The 15627-nt window shown below is 71.6% G+C and carries 16 protein-coding genes and 1 riboswitch; of the genes, 8 read left to right on the top strand and 8 right to left on the bottom strand.

What is annotated here, in order from left to right; all coding sequences use genetic code 11:
• Positions 1–8 precede the first annotated feature (8 nt).
• Positions 9–635: a UbiX family flavin prenyltransferase gene (locus Pme01_RS29805; protein WP_168113550.1), complete on the top strand. Its 627-nt coding sequence runs from the start codon at positions 9–11 to the stop codon at positions 633–635.
• On the opposite strand, the gene Pme01_RS29800 is transcribed toward Pme01_RS29805, so the two are convergent.
• Positions 632–856 (bottom strand): BldC family transcriptional regulator, encoded by a 225-nt coding sequence (locus Pme01_RS29800; protein WP_168113549.1) that lies wholly within the window; start codon positions 854–856, stop codon positions 632–634. The genes Pme01_RS29805 and Pme01_RS29800 overlap by 4 nt on opposite strands.
• Before the next feature lie 166 nt (positions 857–1022).
• Here Pme01_RS29800 and Pme01_RS29795 point away from each other — a divergent pair, with 166 nt between their 5' ends.
• The gene (locus Pme01_RS29795; protein WP_168113548.1) at positions 1023–1469 is read left to right on the top strand and encodes an Lrp/AsnC family transcriptional regulator; all 447 of its coding nucleotides are present in this window, start codon (positions 1023–1025) and stop codon (positions 1467–1469) included.
• Here the strand turns inward: Pme01_RS29795 and Pme01_RS29790 are convergent.
• From Pme01_RS29790 to Pme01_RS29780, 4 genes are all read right to left on the bottom strand, one after another.
• A complete protein-coding gene (locus Pme01_RS29790; protein ID WP_203935974.1) occupies positions 1466–2104 on the bottom strand; it encodes a putative glycolipid-binding domain-containing protein in 639 nt (212 codons plus the stop codon). The two genes, Pme01_RS29795 and Pme01_RS29790, sit on opposite strands and share 4 nt — an antisense overlap.
• A 9-nt stretch (positions 2105–2113) precedes the next feature.
• On the bottom strand, positions 2114–3424 hold the full coding sequence (locus Pme01_RS29785; protein ID WP_373315553.1) for a DEAD/DEAH box helicase: 1311 nt from the start codon (positions 3422–3424) through the stop codon (positions 2114–2116).
• 173 nt (positions 3425–3597) lie between these two features.
• Positions 3598–4752, bottom strand: coding sequence for a hypothetical protein (locus Pme01_RS31315; protein WP_239088542.1), 1155 nt, complete (start codon positions 4750–4752; stop codon positions 3598–3600).
• Positions 4753–4865: 113 nt separating this feature from the next.
• Positions 4866–6140 (bottom strand): C40 family peptidase, encoded by a 1275-nt coding sequence (locus Pme01_RS29780; protein ID WP_168113546.1) that lies wholly within the window; start codon positions 6138–6140, stop codon positions 4866–4868.
• Positions 6141–6519: 379 nt separating this feature from the next.
• Here Pme01_RS29780 and mqnE point away from each other — a divergent pair, with 379 nt between their 5' ends.
• Positions 6520–7689, top strand: coding sequence for an aminofutalosine synthase MqnE (mqnE, locus tag Pme01_RS29775; RefSeq protein ID WP_168113545.1), 1170 nt, complete (start codon positions 6520–6522; stop codon positions 7687–7689).
• On the opposite strand, the gene Pme01_RS29770 is transcribed toward mqnE, so the two are convergent.
• Positions 7663–8553 (bottom strand): DUF559 domain-containing protein, encoded by an 891-nt coding sequence (locus tag Pme01_RS29770; protein WP_168113544.1) that lies wholly within the window; start codon positions 8551–8553, stop codon positions 7663–7665. The genes mqnE and Pme01_RS29770 overlap by 27 nt on opposite strands.
• A 296-nt stretch (positions 8554–8849) precedes the next feature.
• Here Pme01_RS29770 and Pme01_RS29765 point away from each other — a divergent pair, with 296 nt between their 5' ends.
• The 5 genes from Pme01_RS29765 to Pme01_RS29745 all read left to right on the top strand — a co-directional run bounded on the left by Pme01_RS29765 (position 8850) and on the right by Pme01_RS29745 (position 12515).
• Complete coding sequence (locus Pme01_RS29765; RefSeq protein ID WP_168113543.1) at positions 8850–9275, top strand: hypothetical protein; 426 nt, start codon at positions 8850–8852, stop codon at positions 9273–9275.
• A gap of 5 nt (positions 9276–9280) precedes the next feature.
• Positions 9281–9553 carry a DUF4229 domain-containing protein gene (locus Pme01_RS29760; protein WP_168114045.1) on the top strand — a complete coding sequence of 91 codons (273 nt, stop codon included), beginning with the start codon at positions 9281–9283 and terminating at the stop codon, positions 9551–9553.
• Positions 9554–9593: 40 nt separating this feature from the next.
• A riboswitch (cobalamin riboswitch) is annotated at positions 9594–9728 on the top strand.
• A gap of 74 nt (positions 9729–9802) precedes the next feature.
• Positions 9803–10657, top strand: coding sequence for an ABC transporter substrate-binding protein (locus Pme01_RS29755; protein ID WP_168113542.1), 855 nt, complete (start codon positions 9803–9805; stop codon positions 10655–10657).
• Positions 10658–10701: 44 nt separating this feature from the next.
• Positions 10702–11646 (top strand): FecCD family ABC transporter permease, encoded by a 945-nt coding sequence (locus Pme01_RS29750; protein WP_168114044.1) that lies wholly within the window; start codon positions 10702–10704, stop codon positions 11644–11646.
• Between the two features lie 107 nt (positions 11647–11753).
• On the top strand, positions 11754–12515 hold the full coding sequence (locus Pme01_RS29745) for an ABC transporter ATP-binding protein (RefSeq protein WP_373315552.1): 762 nt from the start codon (positions 11754–11756) through the stop codon (positions 12513–12515).
• Positions 12516–12543: 28 nt separating this feature from the next.
• On the opposite strand, the gene Pme01_RS29740 is transcribed toward Pme01_RS29745, so the two are convergent.
• A complete protein-coding gene (locus Pme01_RS29740) occupies positions 12544–13275 on the bottom strand; it encodes a VOC family protein (protein ID WP_168113541.1) in 732 nt (243 codons plus the stop codon).
• A gap of 64 nt (positions 13276–13339) precedes the next feature.
• Complete coding sequence (locus Pme01_RS29735; protein WP_239088541.1) at positions 13340–15370, bottom strand: HelD family protein; 2031 nt, start codon at positions 15368–15370, stop codon at positions 13340–13342.
• Between the last annotated feature and the right edge of the window lie 257 nt (positions 15371–15627).

Raw genomic sequence — 15627 nt, 5'->3', positions numbered from 1 at the left:
TCGAGGGCATGCGGCGACCGTGGATCGTGGGTGTGTCAGGGGCGTCGGGTACGCCGTACGCGGCCTCGGTGCTGCGCGGCCTGCTCGACGCCGGCGAACCGGTCGACCTCGTCGTCTCCAGGGCCGCGCGGCTGACGCTGCTCGACGAGACCGGCCGACCGTTCCGGGACGCGCACTGGAAGGACGACCTGGGTGCGTGGCTGTCTCGCGAGCTGTCCGGCGACGACGTCACGTACTGGTCGGCCGGTGACCTGGCCGCCGGGCCGAGCAGCGGGTCGTACCCCGCCCGAGGCATGGTCGTCGTGCCGGCCAGTACCGCGGCGTGCGCCGGCATCGCCATCGGCCTGTCCAAGGACCTGCTGCAACGCGCGGCGGAGGTCAACCTCAAGGAGCACCGACCGGTCGTGGTGGTACCCCGCGAGACGCCGGTGACCCGCAGCCACCTGGAGCACCTGATCGCGCTGCACGACGCGGGCGCGGTCGTACTGCCTGCGAGCCCCGGCTTCTACGCGGCCGGCGCCCGGGCGACCGCCGCACAGTTGGTCGACTTCGTCGCCGGCAAGGTGCTCGACGCGATCGAGGTGCCGCACACGCTGTTCACCCGCTGGAACGGGCAGCTGGGCGACAGGGGCTAGCGGTACCCGTTGAACTCGTCGGCCGGCATGGGCTGGGCGCTCAGCTCGGCCTCGCCCTCCAGCAGGGCGCGTACCTCCGACTCACGGAAGCGCCGGTGCCCCCCGGGCGTACGAATGCTGCTGATCCGTCCGGCTGCCGCCCATCGCGTGACGGTCTTCGGGTCGACGCGGAAAAGCGCGGCCACCTCGCCCGGCGTCAGCAGACGATCTCCCGTGTCCACGGCTCCTCCTAGCGTCTACGTCGATCGCCCCCTGATCCCCTGGTCAAAGCCTTCTTGGGACGTACGCCCATTAGAGCACCGCACGCGTGTGGTGTCCGAGAAACAGGGAAATCGCACCTGTTGAGCAATTAGCAGCGCTCGTTTGGCAACCGGTTAGGGTACGGCGGTGGACGCAATCGACCGGCAACTCGTCGAACTGCTACGCGTGAACGCCCGTCTGTCCTTTGCCGAACTGGCACGCCAGGTCGGCCTGTCCGCCCCGGCGGTACACGAGCGCGTGGGCAAGTTGGAGGCGACCGGGGTGCTCCGCGGCTACCACGCGGACGTGGACCCGGAGGCGGTCGGGCTCGGGGTCACGGCCATCATCGGCGTCGTACAGGACAGCACCGGCGACATCGACGACGTCCTCGACACGCTGGGTCGCATGCCGGAGATCGAGTCCTGCTACTTCATGGCCGGTGAGGAGTCGTTCCTGCTGAAGGCGCGGGTGGCCACGATCGCCGACCTGGAGCAGCTGATCGTACGGCTCAACCGGACGCCGGGCGTCTCGCGTACCCGTACCGCGATCGCCCTGTCGACGAAGTGGGAGGGGCGTCCCCAGCCCCCGGCCTAGCGGCTGGCGAGCCCCGGGTAGTTCACCACGTACCCGTTCTCGTCCAGCTCCAGATCGGCGGTGAACGAGCCCGACGCGTACCGGACCCGACCGGGCCCGAGCACGGTGTAGGTCTGCGCGTTCGCGACCACCGCGAGGCTGGGCAGCAGGACCCAGGCCGCGACGATCGTGACCGTGCCGTCGATCAGACCGAGCCGACGGATCGGCAGCGTGTTGGTCAGCGGCGAGCCGAACAGGTCGATGTCGAGCGCGTCCGCCAGCCGGTCGGGGTCGTCGGTACCGGGCGGCAGCGCGTTCGGCTGGCCGGCGGCGGTCAGGTCGCCCTGCTCGGCCGTGGTGATCCGCCAGCCGTCGCCGGTCCGGTCCATGTGCAGCCGGCGCAGCCAGCCACCGCCCTCGGCGGTCGCCTCGAACGACCTGCTGACCCAGCGCTCGTCGGTGACAAGCTCGTACCGGCAGGTGTACTCCACCGGGCCGGCGGCCACGGCGACGCCGCGGGCCGCCAGCCCCCGGCCGTCGTCGAGCACCACGTGCTCGGCTCCGGGCACGTCGGTGCGCTGCCACAGCAGCGAACGGGGCAGGACGGTCGCGACGCGCGGCCGGGTGGTGGTGGCGGGTCTGCTCCGCTGGCTCATGCCCCCACGCTAGCGACGCGGGGGACCGCCCGCATGACGAGCTGACGACCGTCCGTGGGGTCGCTGGTACGGTCGCCGCGGCCGCTTCGGCGGCTCCAGCACCACGGGTACGCCGCTGGGCTGGCGCGCGCCGGTCAGCTCGGCCAGCGCGGGGTCGTCGGAGCGTACCCGCAGCTGGCCCGGGTCGACGCCAGCCTTTTTGATCATGATGGCGGTGCTCTTGCGCTGCTTGGGCAGCACCAGCGTCACCACGGTGCCGGTCTCACCGGCGCGGGCGGTACGCCCCGCCCGGTGCAGGTAGTCCTTCGGCTCCTTGGGCGGGTCCACGTGTACCACCATCGACACGCCGTCGACGTGGATGCCGCGGGCGGCGACGTCGGTCGCGACCAGGACGTTGACGGTGCCGTCGCGGAACTCGGCCAGCGTGCGGGTGCGTACCCGCTGGGTCTTGCCGCCGTGCAGGCCGCCGGCGCGGACGCCGACGTCGAGGAGTTGCTGGGTGAGCCGGTCGACGCCGGCCTGCGTCCGTACGAACAGGATGGTACGGCCGGCGCGGGCGGCGATGGCGGCGGTCACCGCGAACTTTTCCTGCGCCGGGATGTACAGCAGGTGGTGGTCCATGGTGTCGACGGACGCGACCGCGGGTGCCACGGCGTGCGTGACCGGGTCGGTCAGGAACCGCTTGACGAGCTTGTCCACGTCGTTGTCGAGGGTGGCCGAGAAGAGCAGCCGCTGGCCGTCGCCGGGCGTCTGCTCGAGCAGCTCGGTGACCTCGGGCAGGAAGCCCATGTCGGCCATCTGGTCGGCCTCGTCGATCACGGTGATCTCGACGGTCTTCAGCGAACACACGCCGCGGCGGATGAGATCGCCGAGCCGGCCGGGCGTGGCGACGAGGACGTCGACGCCACGCTCGAGCGCGAAGATCTGGCGGTCGTACGCGGCCCCGCCGAACGCGGTCGCCAGGCGCAGCCCGACCGCCCGCCCCAGTGGGGCGAGCGAGTCGCTGATCTGCATGGCCAGCTCGCGGGTCGGCGCAAGGACGAGCGCCCGCGGCAGGTTCGGCTCGGGCTGGCCGCCCTGGGCGAGGCGGGCGAGTACCGGCAGCCCGAACGCGAGGGTCTTGCCGGAACCGGTCTGACCCCGGCCGAGCAGGTCGCGGCCGGCGAGCGCGTCGGGGATCGCGGCCTGCTGGATCGGGAACGGGGTGCCGATCCCCTGGCCGGCGAGCGTCCGGACCAGCGGGTCGGGCAGGCCGAGGTCGGCGAAACCGACGCGCTCCGCGTCAGTGGGGACCTCGGACTCGACGGGGGCATCGAAGATGGACGGGTACGCGCTGAAGTCAGCGGACAAGTGGAACCTTCCGGAGTAAGAGCGGGGCGCTCCTCTCCGGCCCTGGCCGGTCAGCGCCCGGGCACGCCGAATCGCCGCGTGCCGTACATGAAGGATCAAGACTAGCCGGTAGGGGCGGTCGGCGCGGCCCCACGTGGCGAGACTCACCCGCCGCTGAACATCCCCAGCAGCGCGTTGCGGGCGAAGACCGCGAGGGTCAGGCCCGTGATCACCACGACCGTCAGGACCACCGTCATGATCACTATTACCCGGGTGGTGCGGGCCTTCGGCGGCGGCGCGTCGGTGCCCTGACTGAGAATGTGGCCGGTCAACGAGCCGGACTGCTCCACCGGGTTGAAGGTCAGCGGCTGGCTGGTCACCGGGCTTCCGCTGTACACGGTCCCCTGTGGATGTCCCTGCTGGGACCAGCCGTCGTACGGGCCGGGCGGCGACCCGGAGGTTGGAGCCCATGGACCCGATGGGCCGGGGGTGGGAGTCCCGGGTGGGTAGTAGGAGGCCGGGCCGTGCGGGGCCTGGTCCCCGATCGCCGGTGGCGGGGGAGGGAAGGGCGGAAACGGGCTCGGGCCGGGTGGCGGGGGCAGCGGGGGAGACGGCGGGTGCGGCGGACCGGGCTCCGGCTCCGGAGCGGGTGGCTCCGGCGGTACCGGGCGAGGTGGGGTGGGCACCGGCTGGGGCGACGGGAACGGTGTCGGGCCGGGCGGCGGTTCGGCCGGCTGGGGCGGCGACGGCGGCTCCGGCGGCGAGACCGGCTCCGGGGGCTGCGGCGGTGGCGGCGGTTCGGCCGGCGGCGGCGGGTCAGCCGGTGCACTGTCGGCCGGCTCCGTTTCGCCGGCACGGTAGGTCCGTGGCTCGGTGGGGCCCGGCGGTACCGCGTCCACCATCTCGGTCGCCGTCACGGGGGCGGCGCCAGGTACCGACGCGCGCGCCCGCGCAACGACGGGTGTCGGCTGCTGCGGCGTCGCGCTGCCGAAAGGATCCCAGGGCGATTCCGCCTCGATGACCGTCTGCCCGGGTGTCCGTACCGGCAGTTCACCCGCCTTGGAGTCGGCCGGAGGGTCGGTGGGCGACAACTCGCCGGCGCGGTAGGTGGTCGGGGTCGCGGGCGCGTGCTCCGCTACCGGCTCCGGCGGGCTGGCGGTCGGAGCGCTGGCCCGACCGATGTTCGCGCGGCGCTCCTGCGTAGGCGGCCCATCAGCCGACTCCGTCGCCACCGGGTCGACCACGGTCCGCGCACCGGCTTCGGGAACCGCCCGGCTCGTACCGCCCTCGTGCGCCGCGGCGGTCTCACGCTCATCCATGCGTACCTCCCACGACGGCCCCCGCGCTGTCCGCTCCTACCGTCCCATATTCGCGTACGTGAGCCGGGATCGGCAGCCCCGAGGATCTCCCGTCTTCCACTGGCGTACGTGACTCACGGCTTCGGCGTAGCGGGGGCGCTCTTCGGGGGGCTGGACGCGGCCGCGCTGCCCGATGCCTTCGCGCTCGGCGACGTACTCGGTGACGCGCTGGCGGACGAGGCCGACGGGCTCGGCGAGGGCGACGGTGACGGCTTCGTCGGCCGCGGCGCGGGCGGTCGCTCCGACGGCGGCCATCCGGGCGGTGTCGTCGGCGGCGTTGACGGGGGCGGCGTTGACGGGGGCGTCGTTGCCGGCGGCGTCGTGGCCGGTGGCGTCGTGGCCGGCGGCGCCGGCGGCGGGCTCGGCGTCTTCGCCGGCGTGTCGACCCGGGTCGCCCGGTAGAACTCCGACCACCAGATCGGCGAGATCTTCACGACGTCGCCGGTCGTGGGGGCGTGGATCATGTAACCGTTGCCCAGGTACATCCCGACATGGTGGACCGAGCGCCAGTCGGACCTGTCGGTGGCGAAGAAGAGCAGGTCGCCGGGGAGCAGCTCGTCGACCTGCACCTCTCGGCTCCGGGTGGCGTAGTACTGGTCGTTGGCCACCCGGGGGAAGATGTTGGGGTTGCCGGAGGCCTGCTGGTACGCCCACAGGACCAGGCCCGAGCAGTCGAAGTAGTCCGGCCCTTCGGCGCCCCACACGTACGGGCGGCCCAGCTTGCTCCGGGCGTACGCGACCGCCCGGAGGGCGACAGGGCCGGCCATCCAGCCGTTGACCGCGCCGCCGACGTTCATGCCCGCGCCGAGGGCGGCCTGCTGCGCGTCGATGGCGGCCAGCTCACGCTGGTACGCCACCGAGTTGCGGGTACGCAGGTCGGTGAGGGTCGCGGTGTTCTTGTCGAAGTCGGCCTTGACGGTGTCGCGCTGGCGTGACAGCTCGTCGGCCTTGGCCAGCGCCGCGAGGTAGGCGGTGTTCGCGGCGCGCTCGACCTGTTCGGCGCGCTCGACGTCACGGGCGGTCGCCTGGCCTCCGGGCCGCTCGCGGATGCCGGGTGCGAGCACCGACAGTCGATGCAGGTCGGCGGCGAGCCCGTCCAGCGGGCCCATGGCGGTGGCCGCCTTGTACGCCTCGCCGGCTTCGTGGCCCACCCGATCGCGCAGGCCGGAGACCTCCTTGGACGCTTTCGTCCAGGTGTCCTTGGTGGCGTCGGCGGTACGTCTGGCCTCGGTGAGATCCTCGTCCAGCTTGCGTAGCTGCTGACCAGCGGTCTCCAGGGCGATGCTCGCGGTCATGATCTGCTGGCCCAGCGGCCCCGGCTCCGGTATGCCGGTCGTCGTCGTGCTCACGACTCCACCGGCCGGGGCGCCGGGGATCTGCAGGGCACCGGCGACCGTCGGACGTGAGCCGCCGTCGGGAACTCCAGGCGGCGCCGGGTCCGCGTACGCCGGCCGTGCGACAAACAGGCACAGTGCCGTACAGATTGCCGCTGACCAAACGATCGGACGGAGAGCCGTCCGTGAAGCCCGCCGATATGTCATACCGCCTCCCCTCCCCAGGTGTTTACATGACGCGACCGCTACTTGTGAACCCGAAACCGGGTACGGATCGAGACGCGACGTTATCCCGGTCAGATATTCACCGAGGTGACCACGCGCACCTCCCCTTCGGACCGTCCGGTCGGGCGACGTACGCTCGACAGCGGATGGGGATACCCGGGAGGTAGTGGTGGACGCAGGGCTCAAGCGCGAACTCGAGGCCAAGGTGTACGCGGGCGAGCGGCTGAGCCGCGAGGACGGCGTCGCCCTGTACGAGTGCGACGACCTGGTGTGGCTGGGTCGCCTGGCGCATCACGTACGGACCGAGAAGAACGGCGACCGGGTGATGTTCAACGTCAACCGGCACCTCAACCTCACCAACGTGTGCTCGGCGTCCTGCGCCTACTGCTCGTTCCAGCGCAAGCCGGGCGAGAAGGACGCGTACACGATGCGCGTCGAGGAGGCCGTACGCCTGGCCCAGCAGATGGAGGGCGAGCAGCTCACCGAGCTGCACATCGTCAACGGGCTGCACCCCACGCTGCCGTGGAAGTACTACCCGCGCGTGCTGCGCGAGCTCAAGGCCGTACTTCCGAACGTGAACCTGAAGGCCTTCACCGCGACCGAGATCCACTGGTTCGAGAAGATCTCCGGCCTGCCCGCCGACCAGATCCTCGACGAGCTGATCGACGCCGGCCTGGAGTCGCTGACCGGCGGCGGCGCCGAGATCTTCGACTGGGAGATCCGCCAGCACATCGTCGACCACGCCACCCACTGGGAGGACTGGTCGCGCATCCACCGGCTGGCGCACTCCAAGGGGCTGAAGACCCCGTCCACCATGCTGTACGGCCACATCGAGGAGCCGCGCCACCGCGTCGACCACGTGCTGCGCCTGCGTGAGCTGCAGGACGAGACGGGCGGGTTCCAGGTCTTCATCCCCCTTCGGTACCAGCACGACTTCGTCGACTCGGCGGACGGGAAGATCCGTAACCGGATCCAGGCGCAGACCACGATGGCGTCGCCGGCGGAGTCGCTAAAGACGTTCGCGGTGTCCCGGCTGCTGTTCGACAACGTCCCGCACGTCAAGTGCTTCTGGGTGATGCACGGACTGTCGGTGGCCCAGCTGTCGCTGAACTTCGGCGTGGACGACCTGGACGGCTCGGTCGTCGAGTACAAGATCACTCACGACGCGGACAGCTACGGCACCCCGAACACGATGCACCGTGAGGACCTGCTCACCCTCATCCAGGACGCCGGGTTCCAGCCGGTCGAGCGCAACACCCGCTACGAGATCGTGCGCGAGTACGACGCGCCGACGCCGCTGGCCGAGCGCCGCTCAGTTCCCCAGCAGATCTGGGCCTAGGGCGCAGCGCACGTGTTCGACCACCCGGTCCGGGTGCCTGAGGACGTCGTCCGCCGTAAAGCGGAGCACCGTCCAGCCGAGCAGGCGTAGACGGTTCAGCCTGGCAATGTCCAGCTGGAACCGACGGCGCTCCCGGTGATGGTCGCCGTCGTACTCGATCGCGAGCTTGACCTGCGGGTACGCGAGGTCGAGGCGAACGTTCGCCTCCGGCACCGGATGTTGCACGGCCGGCATCGGGAGCCCCGCGAGTACCAGGATCAGGCGTAGCCGGGTCTCCATCGGGGACTCGGCTCCGGGTACGGCGACCATCACTGCGCGGCGGGCACGCTCTGCGCCGGTCCAGCCCCGCCGCTGCTCGACGTACCGGATGAGCGCGGGCAGGCTGAGGTATCCGGTGTTCAGCAAGGCGTCGGCGCCGATCACCGCGCCCGTCAGATCGGGCTCACGGGCGAGGTCGAACGCGGTACGCGTCAGTGTCGTGACCGGGAGCCCGCTCACCCGTTCCACATCGCCGGGCGGCAGTACCGTTCGTCTCACCCGCAGACCGGGCCGGGGCCGGAGGGTAGCCGAGCGCGGTACTGCCACCTCGACGGGCACTTCGCCGCGGGGCAGAACATCGGCGAAGTACAGGTAAGCCGCCGAGCGGCCGGCGATCGCGCCCCCGGCTGGTAGCAGCAGTGCGGCGGCGCGACACCAGGCACGGTGGTCGAGTACGGCGTCGGCGTACATATAGACGTCCCGGAAAAGCCGGCGCCAGGTTGGGCCGGTCAACCGGTCCCGGGTGAGCAGGCCGTCGCGAACGGCGAGGCTGCCGCGAAACGGGATAGCGCGCAACTGCCATGGGACACGGGCTCGGGTGGGCATGCGGCCAGGGTGGAGTAGTCCCGCCTGGCGCGCACTCCCCTGTGGATAACGGCGGTCTCCTGTGGACAGCCGCTGGAGATCCCGACGGTGTCTGCGTTATCGGGGTCTCAAGGCCGCTGAGACCCGGATAACGCAGACACGATGCAGATCATGATCATGGTGGGGGCGACGCGGGGCGACGCGGGGCGACGCGGGGCGACGCGGGGCGACGCGGGGCTCGGCGGGACGACGCGGGGCTCGGCAGGCCGGGGCGCGCGCGAAGGTGGATCTGGGCGATCGCGTACGCTCGTGTGGGCATGAGTGAGACGACGTTCCCGCGCCGCGACGCCGATGGTCGGGTCCTACACCTGGCCGAGCTGCTCGCGTCGGTCGCCGTCGGCCTCGTCCTCGGGATCCTGGCGCTGCTCGTGATCGACGGGCTGTCCAGCCTGTTCGGCCTCGGCCGCTTCGGCCAGCTCTCGGGCTGGCTGGCCGGCATCCTGCCGGTGTGGCTGTTCATCGAGGAGTTCCGGGCCTGGCATCAGGTGCGCGGCAGGATCGGGATGGCGCTCGTCTCGGGATTTCTCGCCGCGGTGCTCGGGATCGCGGTGGCCGCGGTTGCCGAGAGTGCGCTGCCGCCGCTGGGCTCGGGCGCCGTCGGTTCGGCCGTCAGCGCGCTCCTGTACGGGGTGCTCTGGTACGTCGGGATCAGGTGGCTAGCAGACAGGGGAGTTCCGCGGTGAATCCGATGCTGAAGTACTCGCTCGCCCGCGTCGGGTTGTTCGTCGCGGCCGCGGCCATCTTGATCGTGCTCCCGATCCCGATCAACATCCTGCTCAAGTTGATGATCGCCGTGATCGTGTCGGCGCTGCTCGCGCTGATCCTGCTGCGCGGGATGCGCAATCAGGTGGCCGAGCAGATGGCCTCCTCGTCCCAGCGTCGCGCCGAGGAGAAGGAGCGCCTGCGTAGCGCCCTCGCCGGCGAGGACGACAAGAAGGACGCCAGCGAGGAAGACCGGTAGATCACACGCGCGGGTTAGCCACATCACGACGGTTACCTGGGTTCACGAGCTGCGAGTTCGTTACTGTCACGGTGACCGCTGTCGCAGCGAAGCCGGTGTGAACCCGGCGCTGTCCCGCAACTGTGATGCCTGACGAGGCCGAGCCAGGTCGCCTGCGAAGCCGGTCGCGAACCGCGCCCTCGAGGATGGGGTGCCTCGCGGGCGGGACACCACCATGCGAAGCGCCCTCCTCGAACCACAGGAGGACCGATGCACCGCCGTACATCCCTGATAGCGACCCTGGTCGCCGCAACCCTCGCGCTGACCGGGTGCGGCTCCACAGCCAAGCCGGCCGAGTCGAAAACGCCGCAACGGATCGTGTCGCTGTCGCCCACCGGCACCGAGATGCTGTACGCGATCGGCGCCGGCAAGCAGGTCACGGCGGTGGACGACCAGTCCAACCACCCCGCCGACGCACCCAAGAGCGACCTGTCCGGCTTCAAGCCGAACGCCGAGGCGATCGCCGGCCGCAACCCCGACCTGGTCGTCGTCTCCTACGACACCGACAACATCGTCGGACAGCTCAAGCAGCTCAAGATCCCGGTGTACCTGGCGCCGGCCGCCAAGACGCTTGACGACACGTACCGGGAGCTGACCGACCTCGGCCGGTTGACCGGTCACGACAAGGAGGCCACGGCCGTCGTCACCCGGATGAAGAGCGACATCGAGGCCGTGAAGACGCGCCTGCCGCAGCGCTCCAAGCCGCTCACGTACTACTGGGAGCTCGACCCCACGTACTACTCGACCACGTCCCGTACCTTCGTCGGTTCCGTCCTGGCGCTGGCGGGGCTGACGAGCATCGCGGACAGCGCGGCCGACGACTATCCGCAACTGTCCGCGGAGAGTGTGATCAAGGCCAACCCGGACCTGATCTTCCTGGCCGACACGAAGTGCTGCCAGCAGAGCCCCGCCACCGTCCGGGCCCGGCCGGGCTGGGCCGACGTCACGGCCGTGAAGAACGACCGGGTGTACAACCTGGACGACGACATCGCCTCGCGCTGGGGCCCGCGTACCGTCGACCTGCTGCGGGCGGTCGCGGACGCGGTCGCCAAGGTCCCCGCGTGAAGCTGCGCTGGCTCATCGCCGGACTGGCCGCCGTCGCGGTCGCGATGGTGGCCGGGCTCGCGCTCGGCCCGTTGCGGCTGCCGCCGGTCGCCGTAGCACTGGAACTGCTGCACCTGCACAGTGGACTGACCCCGCGCGAGGCGGCCGTCGTCACCGAACTGCGGCTGCCGAGGGTGGTGCTGGCGCTGCTCGTCGGCGCCACCCTCGCCCTGGCCGGCGGCTGCTACCAGGGCGTCTTCCGCAACCCCCTGGCCGACCCGTACCTGCTCGGGGTGGCCGCCGGCGCCGGGCTGGGCGCGACCGTCGCCATCGCGTTCACGAGCAAGGGCGGAGCGGCTGTCCCGCCGGCCGCCTTCGCCGGCGCGCTGGTCGCGGTCGTCCTGACGTACCTTCTCGGCGCCGCCGGTACCCGCTACCGCACCCCGGCAACGCTGATCCTGGCCGGGGTGGCGGTGACCAGCTTCCTCACCGCCGTCCAGACCTACCTCCAGCAGCGCAACGCCGAGACGATCCGTGAGGTGTACTCGTGGCTGTTCGGCCGGCTGGGTACGGCCGGGTGGCACGACGTACTGCTGCTCCTGCCGTACGCGGCGGTGTCGACCGCCGTGATCGTCGCGCACGGACGGTCGCTCGACGTGCTCGCCGTCGGCGACGAGGAGGCCGCCAGTCTGGGCGCCAACCCGAAGCGGACCAGGTACATCCTCATCGTCGCCGCGTCGCTGGCTACGGCCGCGGCGGTGGCGGTCTCCGGCCTGATCGCGTTCGTCGGGATCATCGTGCCGCACACGGTCCGGCTGTTGGCCGGTACCAGCTACCGGGCGATCCTGCCGCTGTCGGCGCTGTTCGGAGGCGCCTTCCTGGCGCTGGCCGACCTCGCCGCCCGGCTCGTGCTGGCCCCGGCAGAGGTGCCGATCGGGGTCGTCACGGCGCTGCTCGGCGCCCCGTTCTTCATCGTCGTGATGCGTACCGTCCGCCGGGGTTCGGTGTGAGCGCGCGGTCCGGGTCGCCCGGGTCCGGGGGGAGCGCGCGGTCCGGGGCGCCCGGGTCCGGTGGAAGCGCACGAGACCAGGCGGCGCGAGCCGGACTGCGGGCAGCGGTGAGCGCGCGGTCGGTCACGGTCGCGCTGGACGACCGGACCGTGCTGCGCGGGGCGGACCTCGACGTCGGCGCCGGCGAGTGGGTCACGATCATCGGCCCGAACGGCGCCGGCAAGTCGACGCTGCTGCGCGCCGTCGGCGGTCTGCTGCCGTTCACCGGGTCGATCGAGCTCTTCGGTACGCCCATCACCGGCCTCCGCCGTCGTGAGCGGGCCCGGCTGGTGGCCACGGTTCCGCAGCAGCCGACGGTCCCGCCCGGTATCGCCGTGCTCGACTACGTGCTGCTCGGGCGTACCCCGTACATCCCGACGCTGGGACGGGAGTCCCGTTCGGACCTTGAGGTGGTGCACGGCGTCCTGGAACGGCTCGACCTGACCGGGTTCGCCCCCCGCCCGCTGGAGCGCTTGTCCGGCGGCGAGCGGCAGCGGGTGTTCCTGGCCCGGGCGCTCGCGCAGGGGGCCACGCTGCTGCTGCTCGACGAGCCGACGGCGGCCCTCGACATCGGGCACCAGCAGGAGGTCCTCGAACTCGTCGACGAACTGCGCCGCGACCGGGGTCTCACGGTACTGACGACGATGCACGACCTGTCGGTGGCCGGCGAGTACGCCGACCGCCTGGTACTGCTGGCGGGTGGCCGGATCGCGGCCGCGGGGAAGCCGGCGGAGGTGCTGACCGAGGAGAACCTGGCGACCCACTACGGCGCGCGGGTACGGGTGATCCCTGGCGAGCACGGCCCGCTGGTCGTCCCCGTCCGCTCTTGATCGTCACAGCTTTCCGGACGGTGTGACGTCAGAGCGCCTGCGCCAGCTCCGGATCCAGTTCGAGGATGCGGAAACCGGCCCCCTGCGGGTCGATGAGCTGCGCGTACGTGCCTACACCGATGTCGATCGGGGTGAGCTGCACCTTGCCGCCCAGCTCCAGGGCCCGGGCCGCGGTCCGCGCGCAGTCCTCGACCAGCATGGTCACGGTCCAGTGCGCCGGCACCCGGGTGGCGAACCACGACTCGATGTCGATCAGCCCGGCGACCGTCCGGTCCGCGCGGTACCACTCGGTGTACGGCGTCCCGTCGGCGGCCTCGGCCGGCCGGTGGGACCAGCCGAAGACCCTCCCGTAGAAGGTCATCGCGTCGTCGGGCGTACCGGTGGCAAGCTCCGACCAGCACACCGTGCCGAACTCGTTGGCCACCTGCGCACCGGCGAAGCGCAGCCGCTGCCACACCCCGAGAGCCGCTCCGGCCGGGTCGGCCACCACCGCGATCCGTGCGGCGTCGCTCAGCTCGGACGGGCCGCTCAGAACCGAGCCGCCGTTCTCCCGGACCCGCGCCACCGTCGCGTCCGCGTCTTCGGTCGTCACGTACGGCATCCAGGCCGACGGGCTGCCGGGGTCCGCGGTCCGCAGGCCCGCCACGGCCCGATCACCCAGGTAGAAATTCAGGTACCCGTCGACCGAGCCACCGGCCCAGGTCCAGCCGAACAGGTCGCCGTAGAACTCGCGGCTCGCCTCGGCGTCCGGTGTGGACACGTCGGCCCAGCACGGTGCACCTGGTGGATATCCCCTTACCCGCATGGTCGACCATCATCCGATATCAGATGCCATGCGTCGACCGGGAACCATGAATTTCTTCGTCATGGACACAACCGGTAACCGCCGCAGGCAGGGACGCGTGGTGCAGCACGTCTAATCTGGACACAGCCCGTGTCAGGACGACATACAGCCGGTGCAGACCGCGCGGTTCGGCCGCTACGATGTCGGCCGGCTCGACCACGATCACGTGGTCGTACTCGAGGCCCTTGGCGAGGCTGGCCGGCATCACCGTCACCCGTTCGTCGTCGTCCGGGCCGCCCGCGTCCACGCCGGCCGCTGACAGTGCCGCCGCGAGGCGGGGCACCGTGGCGTCCGCCGCGATGACGCCGACCGAGCCGTCCACGTCGCACGCCTCGCGTACCGCCGCGACCGTCGCCGTCTCCAGGTCGGCCACCTCGCGTACCCGCAGCGCTCCGTCCCGCCGCAGCGACACCGCCTCCGGTACGTCCACGCCCAGCGCCGGCAGCAGCCGGTTGGCCAGCTCGAGGACGACCTCGGGTACCCGGAAACCGGTCCGCAGCGGTACCACCCGGGCATCGGGCTTGCCGAGGTGGGCCAGGGTCTCGCGCCAGTCGCGGGCGGCCCACGGCGCGGTGCCCTGCGCGAGGTCGCCGAGCAGCGTGATCGATCCGTGCTCACTGCGACGGGCGATCGCCCGGCACTGCATCGGCGAGAGGTCCTGGGCCTCGTCGATGACGACGTGACCGAAGCTCGGTACCCGGTCGACGAGGCCGGCGGCCTCGTCGATGAGGACGGCGTCGGCGGCCGTCCAACGCGCGGATCTGGCGGTACGAGGCGGCTTGGCCCAGCGGATCGCGTCCCGCTCGGCCTCGCTGAGCAGCTCGTCCGACGGTGCGCACAGGACGTCGAAGACGAGCTGCTCGGGGGTCACGGCCGGCCAGACGGCGTCGAGGAACTCGGTGACCGGTTTCGCCTTGCCCATCCGGCGCTGCCACGTCTCGCCGGGCGACTCGCCGCTGGTGTGCTCGGCCTGGCGGACCAGCAGCGCGACGACGCGGGCCCGTACCCGCTCCCGGCCGATGCCGTACGGCGGGGCCTCGCCGCGTACCTCGCCGACGATGCGGCGCAGCGCGTCGGTCGAGATCCGCCAGCGGTACGACCCGTCCGGCACCATCAGCGGCCCGCCCGGTTCGCGGATCCGGCCGTGCAGCGCGGTCGCCAGTACCGCCGCCATCCGGGCGTCCTGTTTGACCGCGGCGGCCTCGGGCGTGTCGACCGCGCGGACCGGTACCCGTGCGACGAGGTCGTCGACCGTCGTCTGTGTCACGTCCACCTCGCCCAGGGCGGGCAGCACCGCGGCGATGTAGTGCAGGAACGCCCGGTTGGGACCGACGATGAGCACGCCGGCCCGTCGAAGCCGCTCGCGGTGGAGGTAGAGCAGGTACGCGGCCCGGTGCAGCCCGACGGCGGTCTTCCCGGTACCGGGCGCACCCTGTACGCAGATCGACTCGTCCAGCTCGGCCCGTACCAGCTCGTCCTGTTCCGGCTGGATGGTGGCGACGATGTCGCGCATCGGCCCGACGCGGGGACGTTCGATCTCGGCGGTGAGGATGCGGCTGGCCGTGCCCAGCTCCTCGCCCCGGTCGAGGTGCTCGTCCTCGAAGCTGGTCAGCTCGCCACCGGAGAACCCGAAGCGGCGCCGGACGGCCACGTCCTGCGGGTCGCCGGCGCTGGCCCGGTAGAACGCGCGGGAGATCGGGGCTCGCCAGTCGAGCACCATCGGCTCGCCGGAGTCGTCGGTGACGTGCCGGCGCCCGACGTGGTACCGCTCGTCGGTGGTGAAGTCCAGCCGGCCGAAGAAGAGCGGGGTGTTGGGGTTGTCCGCCAGCTCGGCGACCCGCCGGGACAGGGTACGACCGAGCGTCTCGGCGCTGTACGCGTCGCCGGCGACGCCGTCGCCGGTGGCGAAGAGCGCCTCGGCCCGCTCGCGCATCCGCCGCAGCGCGGCGCGGGAGGCGGCGAGGTGGGCGCGTTCGCTGTCCAACTCGGTTTCGAGCGCGGGCACGGTCAAGGGAGGCCACCTTCGCCAGAGTCGATGGTTACCGCCTGCGTATCCGGCGCACGTGGTGGGCGTCGGCGCGGGGACGTCCGGTGCGGTGCTTTCACCACGGCCGTCGAGCGGCCCTCCACGGTACGCGCCGTGTACGTGCGCCTCCACCGAATTACCGGTGCGCCCCGCACCGATCTCCCTCGGCATCGCCGTGCCGATCGTGCGCCGATCCGTATGACCATGTGAAGGCGTTGTGAGGGGGCAGGAAGGACGTATGC

Origin of the sequence: Planosporangium mesophilum (genome assembly GCF_016863255.1) — a bacterium.
GTDB lineage: Bacteria > Actinomycetota > Actinomycetes > Mycobacteriales > Micromonosporaceae > Planosporangium > Planosporangium mesophilum.
Note: the sequence above shows the minus strand (reverse complement) of the source record. Positions and strands in the feature narration are given on the sequence as shown.

Excerpts from the sequence above, each read along its gene's own strand:
- Pme01_RS29805 (WP_168113550.1), top strand. The coding sequence starts at position 9 with ATGCGGCGACCGTGGATCGTGGGTGTGTCAGGGGCGTCGGGTACGCCG.
- Pme01_RS29790 (WP_203935974.1), bottom strand. The coding sequence starts at position 2,104 with ATGAGCCAGCGGAGCAGACCCGCCACCACCACCCGGCCGCGCGTCGCG.
- Pme01_RS31315 (WP_239088542.1), bottom strand. The coding sequence starts at position 4,752 with ATGGATGAGCGTGAGACCGCCGCGGCGCACGAGGGCGGTACGAGCCGG.
- Pme01_RS29770 (WP_168113544.1), bottom strand. The coding sequence starts at position 8,553 with ATGCCCACCCGAGCCCGTGTCCCATGGCAGTTGCGCGCTATCCCGTTT.
- Pme01_RS29765 (WP_168113543.1), top strand. The coding sequence starts at position 8,850 with ATGAGTGAGACGACGTTCCCGCGCCGCGACGCCGATGGTCGGGTCCTA.
- Pme01_RS29760 (WP_168114045.1), top strand. The coding sequence starts at position 9,281 with ATGCTGAAGTACTCGCTCGCCCGCGTCGGGTTGTTCGTCGCGGCCGCG.
- Pme01_RS29755 (WP_168113542.1), top strand. The coding sequence starts at position 9,803 with ATGCACCGCCGTACATCCCTGATAGCGACCCTGGTCGCCGCAACCCTC.
- Pme01_RS29750 (WP_168114044.1), top strand. The coding sequence starts at position 10,702 with ATGGTGGCCGGGCTCGCGCTCGGCCCGTTGCGGCTGCCGCCGGTCGCC.